17 protein-coding genes are annotated in these 18,372 nt (G+C 64.0%); 8 read left to right on the top strand and 9 right to left on the bottom strand.

Annotated elements, in window-relative coordinates:
- The first annotated feature begins 111 nt into the window (after positions 1–111).
- Entirely contained in the window at positions 112–1,272 is a 1,161-nt protein-coding gene (gene glf / locus CRD59_RS03550; protein ID WP_113853228.1) for a UDP-galactopyranose mutase, read from the top strand.
- 114 nt (positions 1,273–1,386) lie between these two features.
- Here glf and CRD59_RS03545 read toward each other — a convergent pair whose 3' ends face one another.
- Positions 1,387–2,091, bottom strand: a complete 705-nt coding sequence (locus CRD59_RS03545; RefSeq protein WP_113853227.1) for a TetR/AcrR family transcriptional regulator — start codon at positions 2,089–2,091, stop codon at positions 1,387–1,389.
- A 161-nt stretch (positions 2,092–2,252) separates the two neighbouring features.
- Here CRD59_RS03545 and CRD59_RS03540 point away from each other — a divergent pair, with 161 nt between their 5' ends.
- Complete coding sequence (locus tag CRD59_RS03540) at positions 2,253–3,506, top strand: MFS transporter (RefSeq protein WP_113853226.1); 1,254 nt, start codon at positions 2,253–2,255, stop codon at positions 3,504–3,506.
- Positions 3,507–3,529: 23 nt separating this feature from the next.
- Positions 3,530–5,050, top strand: coding sequence for an alpha-N-arabinofuranosidase (locus CRD59_RS03535; RefSeq protein WP_113853225.1), 1,521 nt, complete (start codon positions 3,530–3,532; stop codon positions 5,048–5,050).
- 113 nt (positions 5,051–5,163) lie between these two features.
- On the opposite strand, the gene CRD59_RS03530 is transcribed toward CRD59_RS03535, so the two are convergent.
- On the bottom strand, positions 5,164–6,306 hold the full coding sequence (locus CRD59_RS03530; RefSeq protein WP_113853224.1) for an inositol-3-phosphate synthase: 1,143 nt from the start codon (positions 6,304–6,306) through the stop codon (positions 5,164–5,166).
- Between the two features lie 188 nt (positions 6,307–6,494).
- On the opposite strand from CRD59_RS03530, the gene CRD59_RS03525 reads away from it, so the two are divergent.
- The 5 genes from CRD59_RS03525 (at position 6,495) to CRD59_RS03510 (ending at position 11,253) form a co-directional block, all read left to right on the top strand.
- A complete protein-coding gene (locus CRD59_RS03525; RefSeq protein WP_113853223.1) occupies positions 6,495–8,816 on the top strand; it encodes a transglycosylase domain-containing protein in 2,322 nt (773 codons plus the stop codon).
- 37 nt (positions 8,817–8,853) lie between these two features.
- Positions 8,854–9,798: a LysR family transcriptional regulator gene (locus CRD59_RS03520; RefSeq protein WP_113853222.1), complete on the top strand. Its 945-nt coding sequence runs from the start codon at positions 8,854–8,856 to the stop codon at positions 9,796–9,798.
- A 115-nt stretch (positions 9,799–9,913) separates the two neighbouring features.
- Complete coding sequence (locus tag CRD59_RS03515; protein WP_113853221.1) at positions 9,914–10,381, top strand: carboxymuconolactone decarboxylase family protein; 468 nt, start codon at positions 9,914–9,916, stop codon at positions 10,379–10,381.
- Between the two features lie 15 nt (positions 10,382–10,396).
- Entirely contained in the window at positions 10,397–10,546 is a 150-nt protein-coding gene (locus CRD59_RS07950; protein WP_161522270.1) for a hypothetical protein, read from the top strand.
- Positions 10,498–11,253 (top strand): RibD family protein, encoded by a 756-nt coding sequence (locus CRD59_RS03510; RefSeq protein ID WP_330849130.1) that lies wholly within the window; start codon positions 10,498–10,500, stop codon positions 11,251–11,253. Before CRD59_RS07950 ends, CRD59_RS03510 begins: the two co-directional genes overlap by 49 nt.
- Before the next feature lie 110 nt (positions 11,254–11,363).
- On the opposite strand, the gene CRD59_RS03505 is transcribed toward CRD59_RS03510, so the two are convergent.
- The 7 genes from CRD59_RS03505 to CRD59_RS03475 all read right to left on the bottom strand — a co-directional run bounded on the left by CRD59_RS03505 (position 11,364) and on the right by CRD59_RS03475 (position 18,135).
- The gene (locus tag CRD59_RS03505; protein ID WP_113853219.1) at positions 11,364–11,984 is read right to left on the bottom strand and encodes a DUF5701 family protein; all 621 of its coding nucleotides are present in this window, start codon (positions 11,982–11,984) and stop codon (positions 11,364–11,366) included.
- Positions 11,985–12,086: 102 nt separating this feature from the next.
- Positions 12,087–13,484, bottom strand: coding sequence for an MFS transporter (locus CRD59_RS03500; RefSeq protein ID WP_113853218.1), 1,398 nt, complete (start codon positions 13,482–13,484; stop codon positions 12,087–12,089).
- Between the two features lie 60 nt (positions 13,485–13,544).
- The gene (recR, locus tag CRD59_RS03495) at positions 13,545–14,147 is read right to left on the bottom strand and encodes a recombination mediator RecR (RefSeq protein ID WP_113853217.1); all 603 of its coding nucleotides are present in this window, start codon (positions 14,145–14,147) and stop codon (positions 13,545–13,547) included.
- Complete coding sequence (dnaX, locus tag CRD59_RS03490) at positions 14,147–16,843, bottom strand: DNA polymerase III subunit gamma/tau (protein WP_113853216.1); 2,697 nt, start codon at positions 16,841–16,843, stop codon at positions 14,147–14,149. The genes recR and dnaX overlap by 1 nt, the downstream gene beginning before the upstream one ends.
- Before the next feature lie 80 nt (positions 16,844–16,923).
- Positions 16,924–17,313, bottom strand: a complete 390-nt coding sequence (locus tag CRD59_RS03485) for an Rv3654c family TadE-like protein (protein WP_113853215.1) — start codon at positions 17,311–17,313, stop codon at positions 16,924–16,926.
- Positions 17,306–17,623, bottom strand: a complete 318-nt coding sequence (locus CRD59_RS03480; RefSeq protein WP_236632702.1) for a TadE family type IV pilus minor pilin — start codon at positions 17,621–17,623, stop codon at positions 17,306–17,308. The genes CRD59_RS03485 and CRD59_RS03480 overlap by 8 nt, the downstream gene beginning before the upstream one ends.
- A gap of 122 nt (positions 17,624–17,745) precedes the next feature.
- Positions 17,746–18,135, bottom strand: coding sequence for a DUF4244 domain-containing protein (locus CRD59_RS03475; RefSeq protein ID WP_236632701.1), 390 nt, complete (start codon positions 18,133–18,135; stop codon positions 17,746–17,748).
- Positions 18,136–18,372: the final 237 nt, after the last annotated feature.

The following is an 18,372-nucleotide window of genomic DNA, read 5'->3' as shown; positions in this document are numbered from 1 at the left end:
TCCGTGCGTTGGTGCTGGACGGTAAGGTTGATACGACCCGCCCCGAATCCGGAGGGGCAGGGCCTGCGACGAGCGCACGGCAGACCGGAACCCAAAGTGGAAGGACAGGGAATGGACGCGGATTTGGTTATTGTGGGGGCAGGGCTCTTTGGGCTCACGGTGGCCCAGCAGGCGGTCGAGCAGACCGGGGCGCGGGTGCAGATCATCGACGTGCGCGACCATATCGGCGGCAACGCCTACTCCTACAAGGACGAGGAGACCGGTGCCGAGATCCACAAGTACGGCGCCCACCTCTTCCACACCTCCAACCAGCGGGTCTGGGAGTACGTGAACCGCTTCACCGAGTTCACCGACTACACCCACCGTGTCTACACCACCCACAAGGGCGAGGTCTTCCCGCTGCCGATCAACCTGGGCACCATCAACCAGTTCTTCCACGCCCACTACACGCCGGCGCAGGCCCAGGAGCTCATCCGTGAGCAGGCCGGCGAGCTGGCCGGCACCGATCCGGAGAACCTGAATGAACAGGGCATCTCCCTGATCGGCCGCCCCCTGTACGAGGCCTTCATCAAGAACTACACGGCCAAGCAGTGGCAGACCGACCCGAGCGAGCTGCCGGCCTCCATCATCAAGCGTCTGCCTGTGCGGTTCAACTACGACAACCGCTACTTCAAGGACACCTGGGAGGGGCTGCCCAAGGACGGCTACACCGCCTGGTTCGAGCGTATGATCGACGACCCGCGCATCACCGTCTCGCTCTCCACCGACTTCTTCGACGGCTCGCAGCCCTGGAACCGCGACGCACTCGTGGGACAGCTGCCGGTGGTCTACACCGGCCCGGTGGACCGCTACTTCGACTACCGGCTGGGTGAGCTCAAGTGGCGCACGGTGGAGTTCAAGGAGCGCCGCTACGCCGAGGACGACCACTTCGGCTGCCCCGTCATGAACTTCTCCGACCCTGACGTGCCCTATACACGCGCCATCGAGTTCAAGAACTTCAATCCCGAGCGCCACGACCGGCAGTCCCACGACTCCACTGTGGTCTGGGAGGAATACTCCCGCTTCGCCGCCAGGGGCGAGGAACCCTACTACCCCATCAACACAGCCGAGGATCGCAGCCTATACACCCAGTACAAGGAGCTCGCGTCCGAGCAGCCGCAGGTCGTGTTCGGCGGCCGCCTGGGCACCTATGCCTACTATGACATGCACCAGGTGATCAACTCCGCCCTGGTCGCCTTCGACAAGCAGATTCACCCGCTGCTGGCCAGGTAACCTCCCACACCCCCGTATCGGCCACACCTCCGGCGAATGGGCCGAAGCACCGACGGCTGAAGCCCGCTCCGGGGAGCGTCCAGGCTTGGAGCACACCGGCGGCCAGTCGGAACCCTAACGGCAGCCGTCCCACTCGGGCGACGGGAACAGCACCCGGTCGGCCTTGGCCCACAGCTCGATGATGCCATCGTCCGGATTCGTCAACGCCTGGACCTGCACGCCGTCCATGGCGCAGTATGCGGTGCGCACCAGCCCATGGAAGGCCTCTTGGCCCCGGTAACCGTCGGGTAGTTTCCAACGGATGCCATCCATGAAGCCAATCATCTTGGCGTGCCGGCCCCGGTAGTACCCGTAGGCCGGATGCTGTGGATCATGGGCCTCGACGGCCAGACGCATGAAGAGCATGACCAGTTCCATACGCTGGGCGTTGCGCTTGACGATGCCGTTCAGATAGCGGGGCAGGCTGTACAGCTTGCGGCCCTGTTCGTCGCGTCCGACCTCCAGGCCGCGCAGCTCCTCCGGCGGCAGGCTGGATTCAAAGGAGAAGGCCCCGTCATCGTAGTAGGTCTCAATAATCAGCGAAAGCAGTTCCTCGCGGTTGCGCACGTAATGGTAGAGGCCGGGCAGGGTCAGACCGACGGCATCGGCGATGGCCTGCATGGAAACCCCGTAGCTGCCGTAGCGGGCGATGAGCCGTGCCGCCTCTTTGGCGATCCTTGCTCGCCGTTTCTGCGGCGCCAACCGCTCATGGTGGTTGATCGGCCTGCCGGCGGCTCCGGTGTGAATGGGGGGCCGACGACCCTTGCTTGACATGCTCATCGCCCCCTATCGTATCGCATGGGCCTGCGCAGACCGCGCCTCAGGAGCAGGAAAGGAAACGGCTCCGACTTGCTTATTTAGTATTTATAAGATATAAAATAGACCGAAGCAAGGCGCTTCCCCCGGACGCAGAAGCCCGGTGGTACACAAAGGAGTCAACCATGGCACAAGCCAGTCCAACGGAAGGACGGCCCCGGCCCAACACCCTCGGCAAATACCGCTATTGCGCGGCCTTCTTCATCTTCAACCTCTTCTGGATGATGGCCCTGTCCATCGTCGCCTCGGTCCTGCTGCCCCAGCGACTGACCGACATCGCCCCCGGCTCGAAAGTGGCCATCTCCGGTGTCTTCAACGCCACCACCGCACTGACATCCCTGTTCTCAAACCTCATCGTCGGCAACCTCTCCGACCGCACCCGTTCCATCTTCGGCCGCCGCACCCCATGGATCGTCTCCGGCGGCATACTGGCCGGCATCTCCCTCTTCCTGATGGGCGTATTCACACCCATCTGGGCCATCGGCGTGGTCTACTGCCTGGCCATGGTGGGACTGAACATGATGATCTCGCCGGTGGTGGCATCCCTGTCCGACCGCGTGCCTGACAACCAGCGCGCCACCATGTCCGCCTTCATCTCCGCCGGCAACATGGTGGGCAACTCCCTCGGCACGCTCGTAGGCGCCCACTTCATCACCATGCAGGTGCCCGGCTGGATTCTCTCAGGAGTCGTCATGGGCATCTCCGGCCTGGTGACCGTCATCATCTGGCCCAAGGAGCCCTCGGCCAAGGACCTTCCCAAGGTGGAGGCCTCCTTCAAGTCCCTGCTCGAGTCCTTCCGCCCGCCCCGCAAGGCGCCCGACTTCTGGCTGGCCTTCGCAGGCCGCTCCCTCCTGCTCTTCTCCTACTACATGGTGCTCAACTACCAGCTCTTCATCCTGCAGGACTATGTCGGTCAATCCGTGGCTGAGTCCGCCGCCACCATGTCGACCATGTCCATGGTGCTGATCGTGGTCTCCATGATCGCCTCCCTGGGCGCCGGCCCCATCTCCGACAAGATCGGCCGCAGGAAGATACCGGTCGTCATCGCCTCCCTGCTCCTGGCCGTCGGCTACGCCATGCCCTGGATCCTCCACAGCGCGCTGGGCATGATCCTCTTCACCGCCATCGGCGGCTTCGGTTACGGCATGTACGGCTCCGTGGACCAGGCCCTGAACGTGGACGTGCTGCCCTCCGCCAAGGAGGCCGGCAAGGACCTGGGCATCCTCAACATCGCCACCACCCTGGGCCAGATGGTCGGCCCCCTGGCCACCTCCCTTATTGTTTCGATGACGCACTCCTACCAGCTGGTCTTCCCAACGGCCATCATCCTGGTCATCCTGGCCTGCATCTTCATCGGCCGCATCAAGTCCGTCAAGTAACATACACACACACGAGGTGATACATGACCATCCGTATTGATCCCAGCGCCGCGAAGGGCACCGTCAGCCCCCTCCTGCACGGCCAGTTCATCGAGTTTCTGGGCGAATGCATCGACGAGGGCCTGTGGGTGGGGCCCGACTCCCCCATCCCCAACACCGACGGCATCCGCAGCGCGGCCCTGGAGGCGCTCAAGCGCCTGGCCCCCCCGCTCCTGCGATGGCCCGGCGGCTGCTACGCCGACACCTACCACTGGCAGGACGGCATAGGCCCCCGGGACCAGCGCCCCACGACCTACAATGAGAACTTCGGAACCTTCGAGCTGGACCACCACGGCTTCGGCACCGACGAGTACCTGCGCCTGTGCGAGGCCCTCGGCGCCCAGCCCTGGATGAACGTGAACATGCTCTCCGGCTCCGTGCGCGAGATGCGCGACTGGATGGAGTACTGCAACCGGGCGGAGCCGACCGACCTGGCCCGGCTGCGGTCGGCCAACGGCCACTCCGAGCCCTACGGCGTGCGCTACTGGGGACTGGGCAATGAACCCTGGTGCGGCGGCGGCAATATGACACCGTCGACATACATGGACCTTTACCGGCTCTACGCCTCGGCCATGCCCTCCTTCACCCACTCCAACGACGAGCCCAGCATGATGTATCCCATCGCCTGCGGCCCGGACGGCAACAAGCCGGTGGAGCGAGTGGAGTGGACGCGGCAGCTCTTCCAGGAGCTGGCTTCCTTCCGCCAGCCCCCCATCTCCGCCTACGACCTCCACTTCTACAACTGGAACATCGAGCACCCGGAGGACACCTCCACCGAATTCGACCAGGCAGGTTGGACGCGTGTGGTCGAAGGCTGCCTGGAGCTTGAGGACATCATCGGCGAGCAGTGGGGTCTGATGCAGGCCGGACTGGCCGCCATGCCTCATCCCGAGGCGGCCAAGGATCCCAGGCTGGAGTCGGTTGACCTGGTCATCGGCGAGTGGGGCAACTGGCATCTGGACGCTTTCGAGGTTCGCCCCGCCCTGCGCCAGCAGGTCACCATGCGCGACGCCGTCACGACCGCCCTGACGCTCGACATCCTCCAGCGGTCCTGCGACAAGATCAGCATGGCCTGCAACGCGCAGACCATCAACGTGCTCAACTCGCTGATCCTGACCGAGGGTGATGCCACCATCCTGACGCCCAACTATGACGTCTTCATGATGTACCAGGGCCACCGGGGCGCCCGGGCCCTCGGACTGGACCGCCAGGACGCGCAGACCGGCGTCTACACCTTCGCCTCCGTCAAGGACGGCCATGTCCTCGTCGACCTGACCAACGCCAGCATGGACCAGTCGGTCGACCAGACCCTGACCCTGCCCGTCGACGCCCGGGTGGAGGACTTCCGCTGCCTGACCAGCGACGACCCCCACCGGTTCAACGACAAGGCGGACCCCGACGCGGTGCGCTCCCGGCAGGTGGCGCTTGACGCCCCGACAGGCCGCGAGTTTACCGTGCACCTGGAACCGGCTTCGGTCAACACCCTGACCCTGTCCTTGGTCTGACCCCGTCGGACCGGAACCTGCGGCGCCACAACGAAGGGCCGCCCCCCAGTACTGTGGGGGGCGGCCCTTCGGCTTACATCAGGACGGCATCAAACCGACCACGATCCGACCACTCAGGCGTGCCAGACGTCCTTGCCGCCGTCCTGGGCGGCCTTCACGTCGGCATCCAGAGAGGCCTCATCGGCTTCTACCTTGCCGGCGATGTAATCCTCGACCAGCTTGCGGGCCTCATTGTCCTCGTGCTGTACGGCCGGGGACTTCATGAAGTAGGAGGAGGGGGCCAGGATCGGGCCGGCCAGGTGGCGGTCCAGGGCGATCTTGGCGGCGCGCACAGCGTCAATCACGATGCCGGCGGAGTTGGGCGAATCCCACACCTCGAGCTTGTACTCCAGGTTCAGCGGCACATCACCGAAGGTGGTGCCCTCCAGACGCACGAAGGCGAACTTGCGGTCGTCCAGCCAGGCCACGTAGTCCGAGGGGCCGATATGCACGTTGTGCGGATCCATCTCGTGGGGCACGATCGACGTGACGGCGCGGGTCTTGGAGACCTTCTTGGACTCCAGGCGGGTGCGCTGCAGCATGTTCATGAAGTCCATGTTGCCGCCCACGTTCAGCTGGTAGGTGCGGTCCAGACGCACACCACGGTCCTCGAACAGGCGGGCCATGACGCGGTGGGTGATCGTGGCGCCCACCTGGCTCTTGATGTCATCGCCAACGATCGGCAGACCGGCGTCACGGAACTTCTGCGCCCACTCGGGGTCGGAGGCGATGAAGACCGGCAGGCAGTTGACGAAAGCGCAGCCCGCGTCCATGGCGGCCTGGGCATAGGCCTTGTCCGCCTGCTCCGAGCCGACGGGCAGGTAGGAGACCAGCACATCGACCTTCTTGTCACGCAGCACCTGGGCCACGTCCACCGGCTCGGCGTCGGACTCCTGGATCATCTGCTTGTAGTACTCGCCCAGTCCGTCGCCCGTCGGGCCGCGCAGGACCTCGACGCCCTTGTTGGGCACGTCGCAGAACTTATAGGTGTTGTTCTGGGAGGCGTAGATGGCTTCGGACAGGTCCTTGCCGACCTTCAATGCGTCCACGTCGAAGGCGGCCACGAATTCAACGTCACGGATGCGGTAACCGCCGAAGTTGGCATGCATGATGCCCGGGATCTTGGCGTCGTCTTTCGCGTCCTTGTAATATTCGACTCCCTGCACAAGCGACGAGGCGCAATTGCCAACGCCGGCTATAGCCACACGGATGCTCATACAAAACTCCTCTGATAATCACTAATACCGATTCCAGCATAGCCTCCGGTGGCGAAAGACGGGCCTTGGGCGGTCAAATACCCCACAGCGGCGCCGTACACGACGATCCAACCGACAAACGTACGAAAAGTATGGAATCTTACTCTTTGAGCGCAGTCTTGACGAAGCCAGAGATTAGCGTAGTTGGCATGACATTCGAGACACGGCTCCTGGTTTCCGCGCCCAGAACCCCGCGCAGTGCACGCTCCGCGTCCTCCACGGGCGGCAGGGCCGTCGGCGCCGGAAGGACGGCCTCCCGACTGGCCGGAAGCACCAAACCAAGACCCCTCCCGAAGGGCGAACCCCCCAAACGCGGCGGCAAGGGCCGGCATGGTGCCCGCAGGGACGGCCGCGGCGCCCCCCAACCCAAACTCGGCCCCGACGGCAAACCCCGCAAGCGTCACCTGCTGCTCAAGTGGCTCCTGGGGATACTGGGTGCCGTAATCCTGGCCGCAGTGGGTGCCTTCGCCTACCTGTACCTGACCACCGAGGTGGTGCCGCCCGAAAAACAGGCCCTGGCGCAGAAAACGACCGTGTACTATTCCGACGGGACGACACCGGTGGGGTCATTCGCCGAGCAGAATCGGGAGATCATCTCCTGCTCGGCCCTGCCCAAATACGTGGGTAACGCCATCGTGGCTTCGGAGAACCGATCCTTCTACTCCGACAACGGCATCGACTTGAAGGGCATCGGCCGCGCCCTGCTCAACAACGTGACCCACGGCACCCGCCAGGGCGGCTCCACGATCACCCAGCAGTACGCCGAGCGCTACTACCTGGGCGAGACGACCTCCTACTCGGGCAAGCTGCGCGAGGCCATGCTCTCACTCAAGATCGCGCAGACCGAGGATAAGGACACGGTCCTGTGCAACTACATGAACACCATCTACCTGGGACGCGGATCCTACGGCATCCAGGCAGCGGCCCAGTCCTACTTCGGCAAGGAAGCCAAGGATCTGACCATGCCCGAGGCGGCCATGCTGGCAGGCATCATACCCGCGCCTTCCACCTGGGATCCGGCCGTCAACCCCAAGCAGGCCGAGTCGCGCTACAGACGGGTGCTGTCCATCATGCAGGAGGACGGCTACATCTCGGCCAAGGACAGGACCGCTGCGGTCAAGGCCCCGCCGAAGACCATAGACTATTCACCCCAGAACGTCTATCAGGGCCCCAACGGGTACATCCTTCGCATGGTGCACAACGAATTGTCCAACGGCAAGAAGGCGCCCTTCACCGCGGACGAGCTGGACACCGGCGGCTACAGGATCGTCACGACCATCGACAAGGGCAAGCAGGACCTGATGCACGAGGTGGCCTCCCCCACAGCCGGCGGCAAGCATCTGCCAGGGGGTCTGCAGGTTGGCGCCCTGTCGGTCAACCCCAAGGACGGTTCGGTCATCTCCTTCTATGCGGGTGACGACTATCTGAAACAACAGTTGAACAACGTGAACCAGGCGACCTTCCAGGTGGGCTCCACGATGAAGGTGTTCACCCTGCTGGGAGCCATCCAGTCCGGCGTGAACCTGAACACCGTGTTCAACGGAAACTCGCCACGCACCTTCCATTCGGTCGGCAAATCCGTGGCCAACGCGGAGAACATCAGCTACGGGTACGTGAACCTGTACTCGGCCCTGGCCAACTCGGTCAACACGGCCTTCATGGACCTGAACGAGCACGTAACCCCCCAAAAGACCGCGCAGGTGGCGCACACCGCCGGCATCGAAGGCAAGATCGACGACACCACCACCTTCGATACCCTGGGCGTGGACGCATTGACCGACTGGGACCTGACCCAGGGTTACCAGACCATAGCCAACGGAGGCAGGAAAATCCCCCTGCACCTGGTGAGCCAGGTCAGGGACGGCAAGGACCAGGAGCTCTACACCGCCTCCACCCGGGGCGAGCAGGTCTTCAACGCCGACCAGGTGGCCCTCCTGCAGAAGGCCATGACCGGCACCGTCCAATACGGTACAGGCACCCAGGCCCGCGCGGTGGGCAGGACGCTGGCCGCCAAGACCGGCACCGCCAACGACGACACCGCGGCATCGATGGCCGGCTTCACCCCCTCGGTGCTGACCACGTTCGGCATCTGGCAGCCCGGACCGGACGGCTCGGCCCAGAAGGTGCCCAACTTCGCCGGCTACCCCCACGGTTCCGGCTACCCCACCTACCTGTTCACCCAGTACATGAAGCAGGCACTGGCCGACACACCCGACGAGAAGTTCCCGGCGGCCAAGGACGGGGGCAGAATCGGCGGGCCGGACGGCACCTGGGGCACAGGCCGCGGCTCCTACGGCTACGGGTACGGCTACCAGCGCCCCTATGGCAATGGGAACGGCAACGGCAACGGATACAGGAATTACAACTACAACAACTACAACAACCAGGGCAACCAAGGCGGCCAGCAGGTCACGCCGAACCAAGGCCAGCAATCCACCCAACCACGCACTCAGCCAAACTCCGGCCAGTAGCACCACTCTTCGGCCGGAGCACCGAAGGAAGTGAACCATGTTCCAGCAGATGGCATATTTCATAGCCGTCGTCGAGGAGCATAACTTCCTGCGTGCCGCCGAGCGCTGCGACATCTCCCAGTCGGCCGTCTCCCAGCAGATTAAATCATTGGAAGGGAGACTGAGCGCCCAGCTCATCCGACGCAAGGGACGTAGCTTCGAGCTGACCGCCGCCGGCGAGTACTTCTACGACAGGAGCAAGGCCATCCTGCGTTCCCTCGACCAGGCCAGCAAGCGCACTGCCCAGATCGCGGGCCAATCCCGGACCAGCCTGAGCGTAGGCTATCTTCAGACCTTCGGTTCCAACGAAATCCTCCAGGCCGTCTCCACCTTTTCCCAGCGCTATCCACAAGTCGACCTCCACCTCCAGCCCGGCAGCCACGAAACCCTCTACCATCTGCTGACACAAGGGAAGGCGGACCTGGTTTTCAGCGACCAGAGACGGGCGCTGTCAGAGGACTACGTCAACGAGCACCTGACATCAGCCGGCCTGCGGGCGGCCCTGGCGAAGCAAGCCCTGCCCCAAGCCAAGGGGAGCATCGACATACATGAACTGGCCGACCTGCCCTGCATACTGGTGGCCGGCGATGATCAGCGCGCAGCGGAGGAGGAATACCACAGGAACATCCTGGGCGTGCGCAGCCGCTACCTTTTCGCGTCCTCCAGGGAGGACGCACAAATGCTGCTCGCCGCCAACAAGGGCTTCCTCCTGCTTGACGAAAACGCCTGCACGAACCTCCACCCCCGGGTGAGCAGGACCCTGGCACTCACCCGCGACGGTGAACCGCTTCTGCGAAAGTACTACGCCTTTTGGAGCAAGGAGAACTCCGGCTACTATGTAGAGGCTTTCGCCCTCACGCTCAAGGAAGCCTTCGTGCAGAACCGCATGGTTTCCTCTGCCTCCCCTGCCGGGTCGGCACCTTCAGCGACCCCGAAACCATAAGCTGAACTTATCAATAACGTCCTAATTCGAGATTGTTCGCCGGCACCGGCACTCCTAGCATACGGGTAGAGCCGGGAGACCAGCAGGCCACCCGCAAGATACCAGGGAGGCCCCATTGCCCATAACCCGATTCGCCCGTGGTTACCACGAGCGCATGTTCCCGGGCTACCAGTCCGACCTCCTGGGCACGGACCCCGAGTTCATCGAACGCTTCGACAACTTCGCATTCGACGAGACTGTCCACCAGGGGGACCTTGACGCCCCCACCCGCTTCATGTCCATCTTGGCCACGCTTATAGGCTGCCAGGGCATCGACGAGTTCGAGGCCATGATTCCTGCGGCCCTGAACTTCGGCCTAAGCCCGATACAACTCAAGGAAGTGGTCTGCCAGGCAGCCGCAAACATGAGGATCGGCAACGACAAGGGCCTCCTCATCGCCATAATCTCCCAAAACGTGCCCTTCATCGGTTATCCACGAAGTCGGAACGCGTTGAAATGCGTCCGCCAGGCGACCGATGAAAGGACAGAGCGGCCCCTGACGGGGCCCGCAGTGCCGACAAGCAGCACATCAGCGACCGCATAATCACAAAGAGAGACAATGAGCAAACAAACATGGTTCATCACCGGCATCAGCTCCGGCTTCGGACTTGAACTGGCCAAGCAGCTGCTGGCCGCCCTCCACATCCCGATAAGCGTTCCATGCAGGAACGGGACAGACCGAGAAGATGCAAGGGAGACGCAAGAATGAATAGACCATATGTGTTCTGCCATATGGAAACATCCCTGGACGGCAAAATCACCGGCCCCTTTATGAACATAGGGACCGGTGACGATGGCTGGTTCTACGAAGAAGCTTTCAGCAAGCATGGCCATTACCGGATGCAGGGCTGGCTCTCAGGCCGCAAAACCACGGAGGAGAACTTCACCGACCACCGCAAGCCGCGACTGGATCCGACGGCCTCCGTGCCGGCCGGGGACTATATAGCGGACGACACGGCCGACAAGTACTACATCTCCATCGACACCCATGGGGTTCTTGGATGGGAGCGGCCGACAATCGACTATGGGGAAACGCACGCAGCCGTGATCGAAATCCTCACCGAGCGGACCGGCGCCGCATACAAGGCCTTCCTTCGCAGCATCGGCATCTCCTACCTCGTCGCCGGCGAGAAGGAACTGGATGCGCCTCTGGCCCTGAGCAAGCTCAAGGACCTCTTCGGCATGGAGACCATCATGCTTGGAGGGGGAGGAATCCTCAACTGGTCTTTCATTAAGCAAGGCCTATGCGACGAACTCAGCCTCATGCTCGCCCCCGCCGCCGACGGGTCCCCCGACACGCCCGCCGTATTCCAAGCGGTACCGGGCCTGTCCGATACCCAACCGGTCAGTTTCACCCTCACATCCGTGGAGGAACGCAAGAGCACTGTCTGGCTGCGCTACCGGATCAACTCCTGACGATTGCGGCTATACCCCCGTTGCGCGGCCGGTTTCCCCGGAGGGACTGATCGTCTCGCCAGCACCCACCCCTGCACAGGGTGGCCGGGCTTGGGATCGAGGGCGGCAGGCTAGCGGAAGAGGGAGACGCCACGGCGGGTCTGGCAGAAGGCGTTGCCCAGCCAAGTATGGCGGGAGTTGGGCCAGACCGCACCCAGACGGGGGGCGTTCTGGCTCATCCAGATGCTAGGGACCCGGCCGTCAGCCGAGCGCGAGCCCAGAAGGTTGAAACCGTTCTTTTTGACCAGCCAATCCGGATGCTGGGTGGCGATTGCCAGGCCCTCCTCCAGGGTGAGCGGGAGATGGTCGTCGGAGTCGATGAGCTTTCGGGCCACATCGGGTTCGCGGTTGGTGTAACGGGTGCCGGTGTGGGGCTCGACCACGATGTAGAAGGGGCCTTCCGGCGGTTCGAAGCCGTCCTGGGGCAGGAAGGATGCGATGTCGCGTGGGGGCATGGTCGTGAAGCCGGCCATACGACCGATCGAAGTACGGGCGATCAAGGACTCCGGGGTGACGAGTTCGCGGGTGGGCACCAGCAGGATTTTCTCACCCAGCTCCACTTGTTCCAGGGCGCTGATAAGCGGTTGGGCCAGGGAACGAAAAGCCGCCGCGGACAGGTCCGCCACATCCGGGTATCCCAACGCCACGATCCGGTCCAGCTGCCGCCGGGCTTCCTGCGAAGAAGTAGTCATGCCCCCAGTCTAATTCAAGAGCTCGCGGACGAGCGGCCACCCGCCACCCCGGTTGGTGATCCTGGTATCCAAAACGGGGGGGGGGGGGGAAGCGCACGCGGGTTACAGACTTTCCAGGTCCTTGCCCTTGGTTTCGCGGGCGAAAAGATAAATGACGGCACCGATCAGCAGGCAAGCGCCGAAAAAGGTGAAGGCCTTGGAGATGACCGAGAGGTCGATGTTGGTGGACACGTAGCCGCCACCGACCAAGGCACCCATCAGAATGGGGCTGACGATCTTGGCACTGGCGCCGATCCCATACCCCAGGCCCAGGCCGGTGGAACGCACATCATTGGGGAACTGCTCGCCGCCGAAGGCATTGAGGATGCCGAAAACCCCGTCCGCAAAAGCCATGATGACGAGCACGGCGGCATAGAACTGCCAGCCGTTGGAGTGGAAGCGGGCGGCATAGAAGCAGCTGGCTGCTGCGATGACGCCGAACATGAACACGGTCCGTCGGCGCCCGATCAGGTCGGCCAGCCAAGCGGAGGCGAAGCGGCCCAGGCAGTCCACCAGGGATACGCCCATAAAGAGGTAGGCGACCATCCGGGTGGAGAAGCCGAACCCGTCCTTCATCAGGGTCTGGCCCCAGGTTTGGATGGCGGATGAGCCAAGAACAAAACAAAAGGTGCCCAGGGAGATGACCACTACAGGTTTCAGATGATTCGAGAGCAGCATGGCGTAAGACACTGTGCCCTCCTCCCTGACTTCAGGCAGGGCGCCCAGCTCGTCGGCAGGCAACTCCAAAGCCCAGGCAAGTGCGCTGCGAGCCTGGTCGTCGCGACCGACTGACTGGCAAAAACGGGGCGACTCCGGTACAGCCGCCAACCAGACAAGCAGAAAGACCGGCAGGGCGCCCAAGGCCACCAGGATCCGCCAATTGCCGCCAATGAGCGACTGTGCGACCGATCCCAGCAGCAGGCCCATGGGGATGAACACGGAAGCCAGGCCGGAGAGCATGCCGCGTTGCTTGGCGGGCATGAACTCCTGCACGTATGGAATGGACACGACGTTCAGCCCACCTACGCCGACACCCACTCCCACGCGCAGGACAGCCAGCGGCACCCAGGCCCCGTCCGGCAGGAAAGCGGAAACCACAGTGAAGGCCACGAAGCAGAGCACGCACCAGCAGAAGGTTCGCTTGCGACCGTAACGGTCGGCCAGGCGCCCCCACAGGATTGAGCCGGCGACCGTACCCAGGCCCGAACAGGCCAGGATGACGCCTACAGCAGTGCCGGTCAGATGCCAGGCGGAGGTGAGCAGGGATACCACAAAACCAATCAGGAACATGTCGAAGAACTCGGAGATGTTGCCGGCGATGGCCAGACCGATGATGGATTTCTGGTGGCCTGTCAACGGCCGGGAGTCGATCAGCTCGTAGGCGGTGGGCCGTGCATGCCCGGGTACAGCGGCAGCATGCCCAGTGTTGATGCCATTGGTGTTATTGGCGTTGGTTCCCATCGGGGATTCCCTCCTGACCGCTCTCTCCCGGAGGCCGGAATCCCCACCCCGGCCTTGCTCTCACACCTCGCTGCGGCCCGTCAAGGCGCGGCCCAGGGTCACCTCATCTGCATACTCCAGGTCGGAGCCCACCGGCAGACCGGAGGCCAGGCGGGTGAGTTTGATGTCGAGCGGCCCCAGGAGACGGCCTAGGTACGTGGTGGTGGCCTCGCCCTCGATGTTGGGATCCAGGGCCATGATGACCTCCTTGACCTCATCGGATCTCAGCCGATCCAAAAGGCCGGGAATACGCAGATCCGAGGGGGCGACGTTCGCCATCGGGTTGATCGCCCCGCCCAGCACGTGGTACAGGCCCCGGTACTCGCGGGTGCGTTCTATGCTCATCACATCCTTGGGCTCCTCCACCACGCAGATGATAGACCGGTCACGGCGGGGATCCTCGCATATGGGGCAGGGGCTGGTCTCGCACACGTTTCCGCATATCTCGCAGAAGCGCACTTTGGCCTTTGCGGCGACGATCGCGTCCGCCAACTCCTGGGTCTCGCGCTCGTCTGCGCCCAGGATGTAGAAGGCGATGCGTTGTGCGCCTTTCGGGCCGATGCCCGGCAGGCGCGCGAAGGCGTCGATCAGCTGCTGAATCGCTCCGTCATAGGACACTGCCATTACTCATCAAATCCTTGCTGCCGCTTTCGCCGGCCGGCATTGAGGGGGTTCTCCGGATTGTCCGCCGCCAGATCCTCAACCTGCTTGACGTCGAACATCTGAGCCAGCTCCTTGGGTCCCATCAACGAATCCTCACCCTGCCGGGCATCATCGAGGGAATACTCATCGTCCTCGGGGGGCACCTCGGGTCGCGCAGGCTCGGTTGATGCCGGCCCGAAGCCTCCATTATCCACCTCAGGCGCCTGGGAAGCAGTGTCATCCTCCATGGGCTGAGTCCGGACCGCCGGACCCTCGGTCACCCTTGCCTGGGACTGCCGCTCTTGGACTGTCCGGGTATCGGCTGCAGTCCGGTCAGCAACCGTGCCGGCACCAATATCGGCAGCTGCGGTGTCCACGGCGGATCCGCCCTGTGGAGGCCGCCCCTGACCTGTGGGCGCCTGGGGGTGCGCCCAGGGATCCTCCCCATCGCTGAGATCCGGCAGGCCCATCTTGCGGACCTTGCGTTCGGCTGCCGCCTCCTCCTGGGCCTCGGACTGCCTGCCTTCGGCACCCGGCTGTGGGCCCAGGTTCACGGTCTGCGGGGTCGGATGGGCCCAAGGGTCGTTATCGTCGAGGTCATCGGGCTTGACGTAGGATTCGGTCGAGGCGAACCCAGCCGCCGGCAGGGGAGACGCATCTTCCACCGGGGCACCTGTTGCGGGAGCATCCACATCCGACTCCGCCGGTGCTGTCGACCGGACGGTGTCCTGCTGCTCGAATGCCGGGCCCGATGGATCGGCATGATGGTCGTCCGAATCGGATGCGTCGCCGGCGGACTCGGCTGTCCCGGAAGCGCCATCGCCGGAATGCTGCGGGCTGCGGGCACGGGACTGGCCGGTTTGATCGCTAGCCGTGTGTGGGGCCACACCTGCGCCCAGGTTCAAGGCGGACAGGTTGGCGCGGGCCAAGGCGATCTGCTTCTTGACTTCGGAACGACGCTCGGGGCTCATCCGGGCCACCGACTCGACTTTCTCACCGTTGGCCGCCACACCCGAAGGGGCGATCATCGTATCGGCCCCGAACTCCTGCCGGGCACGCAGCATCACGATCTTGGGCACCTTGTTCTCACCGTCCACCGTCTGGGAGGCGACAGCGAGCGCGAAAGCATGTTGACTCAGGGGCTGGTCGAAGGTCATGGACAGGACAGCCCGCCCTTTGGCATTGCGCCCCAAAGCAACCGTGGGCACCTTGTCCCGGCCGACATATTCCTTCACCCCATCAGGCAGGCCCTTGACCACCGCATCCCAGCGCTGGTCCACACTCCGCCCGTCCTGCTCTTCGGCGGCGGAAGCCGGGGGCCGGCCCGAAACGGCGGCTTGTTCTTCCGCGCCCATGGACGCGGACGGAGTAGGACCTACGGCAGTCTGCTTCGGCACCTCCTGCTGCGACTGGGCACCGGTCTGAACCGGGGCGGCCGGCTGTGATGAAACCGGTCGATTGGCTCCCGCTGATCCCACCTTGCCCGCCGCGATGAAACCCCTACGTGCGGGTGTGCCGGAGGAGGATGCGCCATGCGCACTCGAAACACCCGCGCCTGCGGCGGGCGCCGCCCCGGAGTCCGGCACCAGGAGTCGGGCGGCCAGGAGTTCCAGCCGCATCCTCGGCGATATGGCCCCTGACATCGAAGCCAGCCCCTCATCGAGGATGTCCGCTATCCTGGTCAGCCTGCCCATACCCAGGGCCTGGGCCTGCCGTTTCAGATCACCGGGGTTCTCGGCCCCTGCATCATCTTTCAGCACACTTTCGGCCCGCTGACCGGCCAGGTCCATGACGATCAGATCACGCGCCCGCTGCAGGAGGTCCTCGACGAAGCGCTTTGGTTCGAAGCCCCCGACCAGGACTTTCTGAATCACGTCGTAGAGTTTGGGGCCGTCCCTGTCGATCATGGCGTCGAAGGCATCGCCGATCAGCGCCTCCGGGGTGTAGCCCAGGAGCGCCACGGCCGAATCGTAGCTGATCGTGCCTTCGTCGGCGCCGACCATGAGCTGGTCAAGGACCGAGAGGGTGTCGCGCACCGAACCACCGCCGGCCCGCATGGCCAGTTTGAGTACACCGGGTTCGGTCTCGATTTTCTCATCCTTGCAGATCTGCTCCAGATAGGGGCCCATCACTTCCTGCGGGACCAAACGGAAGGGGTAATGGTGGGTACGGGACCGGATGGTGGAGATGACCTTTTCGGGCTCCGTGGTGGCGAAGATGAACATGACATGCTCCGGCGGCTCCTCCACGATTTTCAGCAGGGCGTTGAATCCTTGCTGGGTGACCATATGGGCCTCGTCCAGGATGAAGATCTTGTATCGGTCACGCACGGGCGCGAACCCTGCACGCTCCCGCAGTTCGCGGGCGTCGTCGACACCGTTGTGGCTGGCCGCATCGATTTCCACCACGTCTATCGAACCCGGCCCGCCGGTGGCCAGGTCACGACAGCTGTCGCATTCACCGCAGGGATGGCTGGTGGGGCCTTTGACGCAGTTGATGCCGCGGGCGAAGATACGCGCACTGGAGGTCTTGCCGCAGCCGCGCGGTCCCGAGAACAGGTAGGCGTGGGTCAGCTTCCCCCCGTCGAGGGCGCGGGAAAGGGGGACGGTGACCTGCTTCTGGCCGATTACCCCATCAAAGGTGTCCGGCCGGTAGCGGCGATACAGTGCTAATGCCATGGTTCTACGGTATCCATTTCTTGCGACACGGGCCAACGTCCCCGGCTGAGGGCCTGAAGGGGACGCTGCTCCACCGGCCATCACGGGCAGTCCCGCGGGCCAGCCCTGGCCTCTTTGACGGCCTGCGGCGCGAAGGGCACCTGGGTATCCACCTGGGCCCGCACCCTCACATCCGCCCCCTCGACCAGGCAGGAAGAGAGGCTGGCCTTGTTCCCTGACGCCACCGTAGCAGCCTGGGCGCAGGGTGCGTCAGACCCTTCGTCCAGGGCGGAGGCGGCGGCCAGAGCGGCCGCGTCGGCGGCTGTCCTGGCCCGGGACTGACAGACCAGGATGTTGCCCAACACAGCGGTCAAGGCCAGCCCCAGGGCCACTATGGCCACCAGCATGACACCCATGGCCGTGCCTGATCCGGAATCGGAACGACCTGGGATGCGCGGACGGATGGTGCCGGGACGATGTGCGTCACTCATTGAGCATCGCCACCGCTGAGCCCGACACCCGCCCCGGAAGGACGCCCAGGGGGGTCGAGATTACCGGACAGGTCACGGAGACCCTCACCTGTTGACCGGACCGTTCGAGGGAGGTGGCCGCCCCCGTTCCGGCCACCTGCTGGGCCACCCCTGCCGGATCGCCCTCGCCCCGGTGGACGACGACCTCCCGAGCCGCGTTTCGGGCCGCGTCCTGGCAGCTCATCGATACGCAGACCGCCTGTGTGAGCCCCAGCAACAGGGCAGCCACCGCTACGACCGCAGGAAGAATCACCGCGAACTCGGCTGTCACGGCGCCTGGATCCTGGCGGCGAAGCCAGTGGACGCAGGAACCAGACCAACCCCGCAAGCGTGACCCAGCCCAGGATAGGAGCCGGCTCGGGGCGTCCACTCCGCCGTGAGGCCCCGGCATGATCAAGCCACATTGAGGGCTCGCTGGACCAGGGCCAGCAGGAGGGAACGGACCGTACCCGATTTCATGATGGCCAGGAGGAGTCCGGCGAAAGCGGTGGCTGCGATAAGGACCACCGCATATTCTGCCGTGGCGGCTCCCGACTCAGGCTCGACGGCCAATTTACGCACTCTTGACCCGATCTCGCACACGGCTCGCGTGGCCGCCTTTGCCGATGAGCGACGCAAGCGGCCGACAACCTTCCATGCACGTCGGGCCACCCGTGCCATGAACCGCCGGCCAGAACCGAATAATCCCACGGAACGGCCCGGGCTTTCGACCTCCTGGGAGGGAGTCAGAACCTCGGACGGCCGGGTCGCAATCGCCGATGGGATGAATTGCATGACAGTCATGATGAACACCGTGCTTTCTGTATTTTCTCTGTATTCGGTCGTCTCCGACCACTTCCACGGAGGACCGTACGGCCTCCGTTCCCGGACTGACGCCCTTCATTCCAGCCGTCCCATCCGGTGATCCCACTCTGCCGCCGAACGGTCGGGGATCGAAGCCCAGCGAAGGCATGTGGTCAAACGTGCCGTATGTGGATAAGTTTCCCCAGCTCCGAAATCGGATGGGAGCGGCGAGCCTCA

This window comes from Bifidobacterium xylocopae, assembly GCF_003315615.1.
In the GTDB taxonomy this organism is placed as follows: domain Bacteria; phylum Actinomycetota; class Actinomycetes; order Actinomycetales; family Bifidobacteriaceae; genus Bombiscardovia; species Bombiscardovia xylocopae.
Note: the sequence above shows the minus strand (reverse complement) of the source record. Positions and strands in the feature narration are given on the sequence as shown.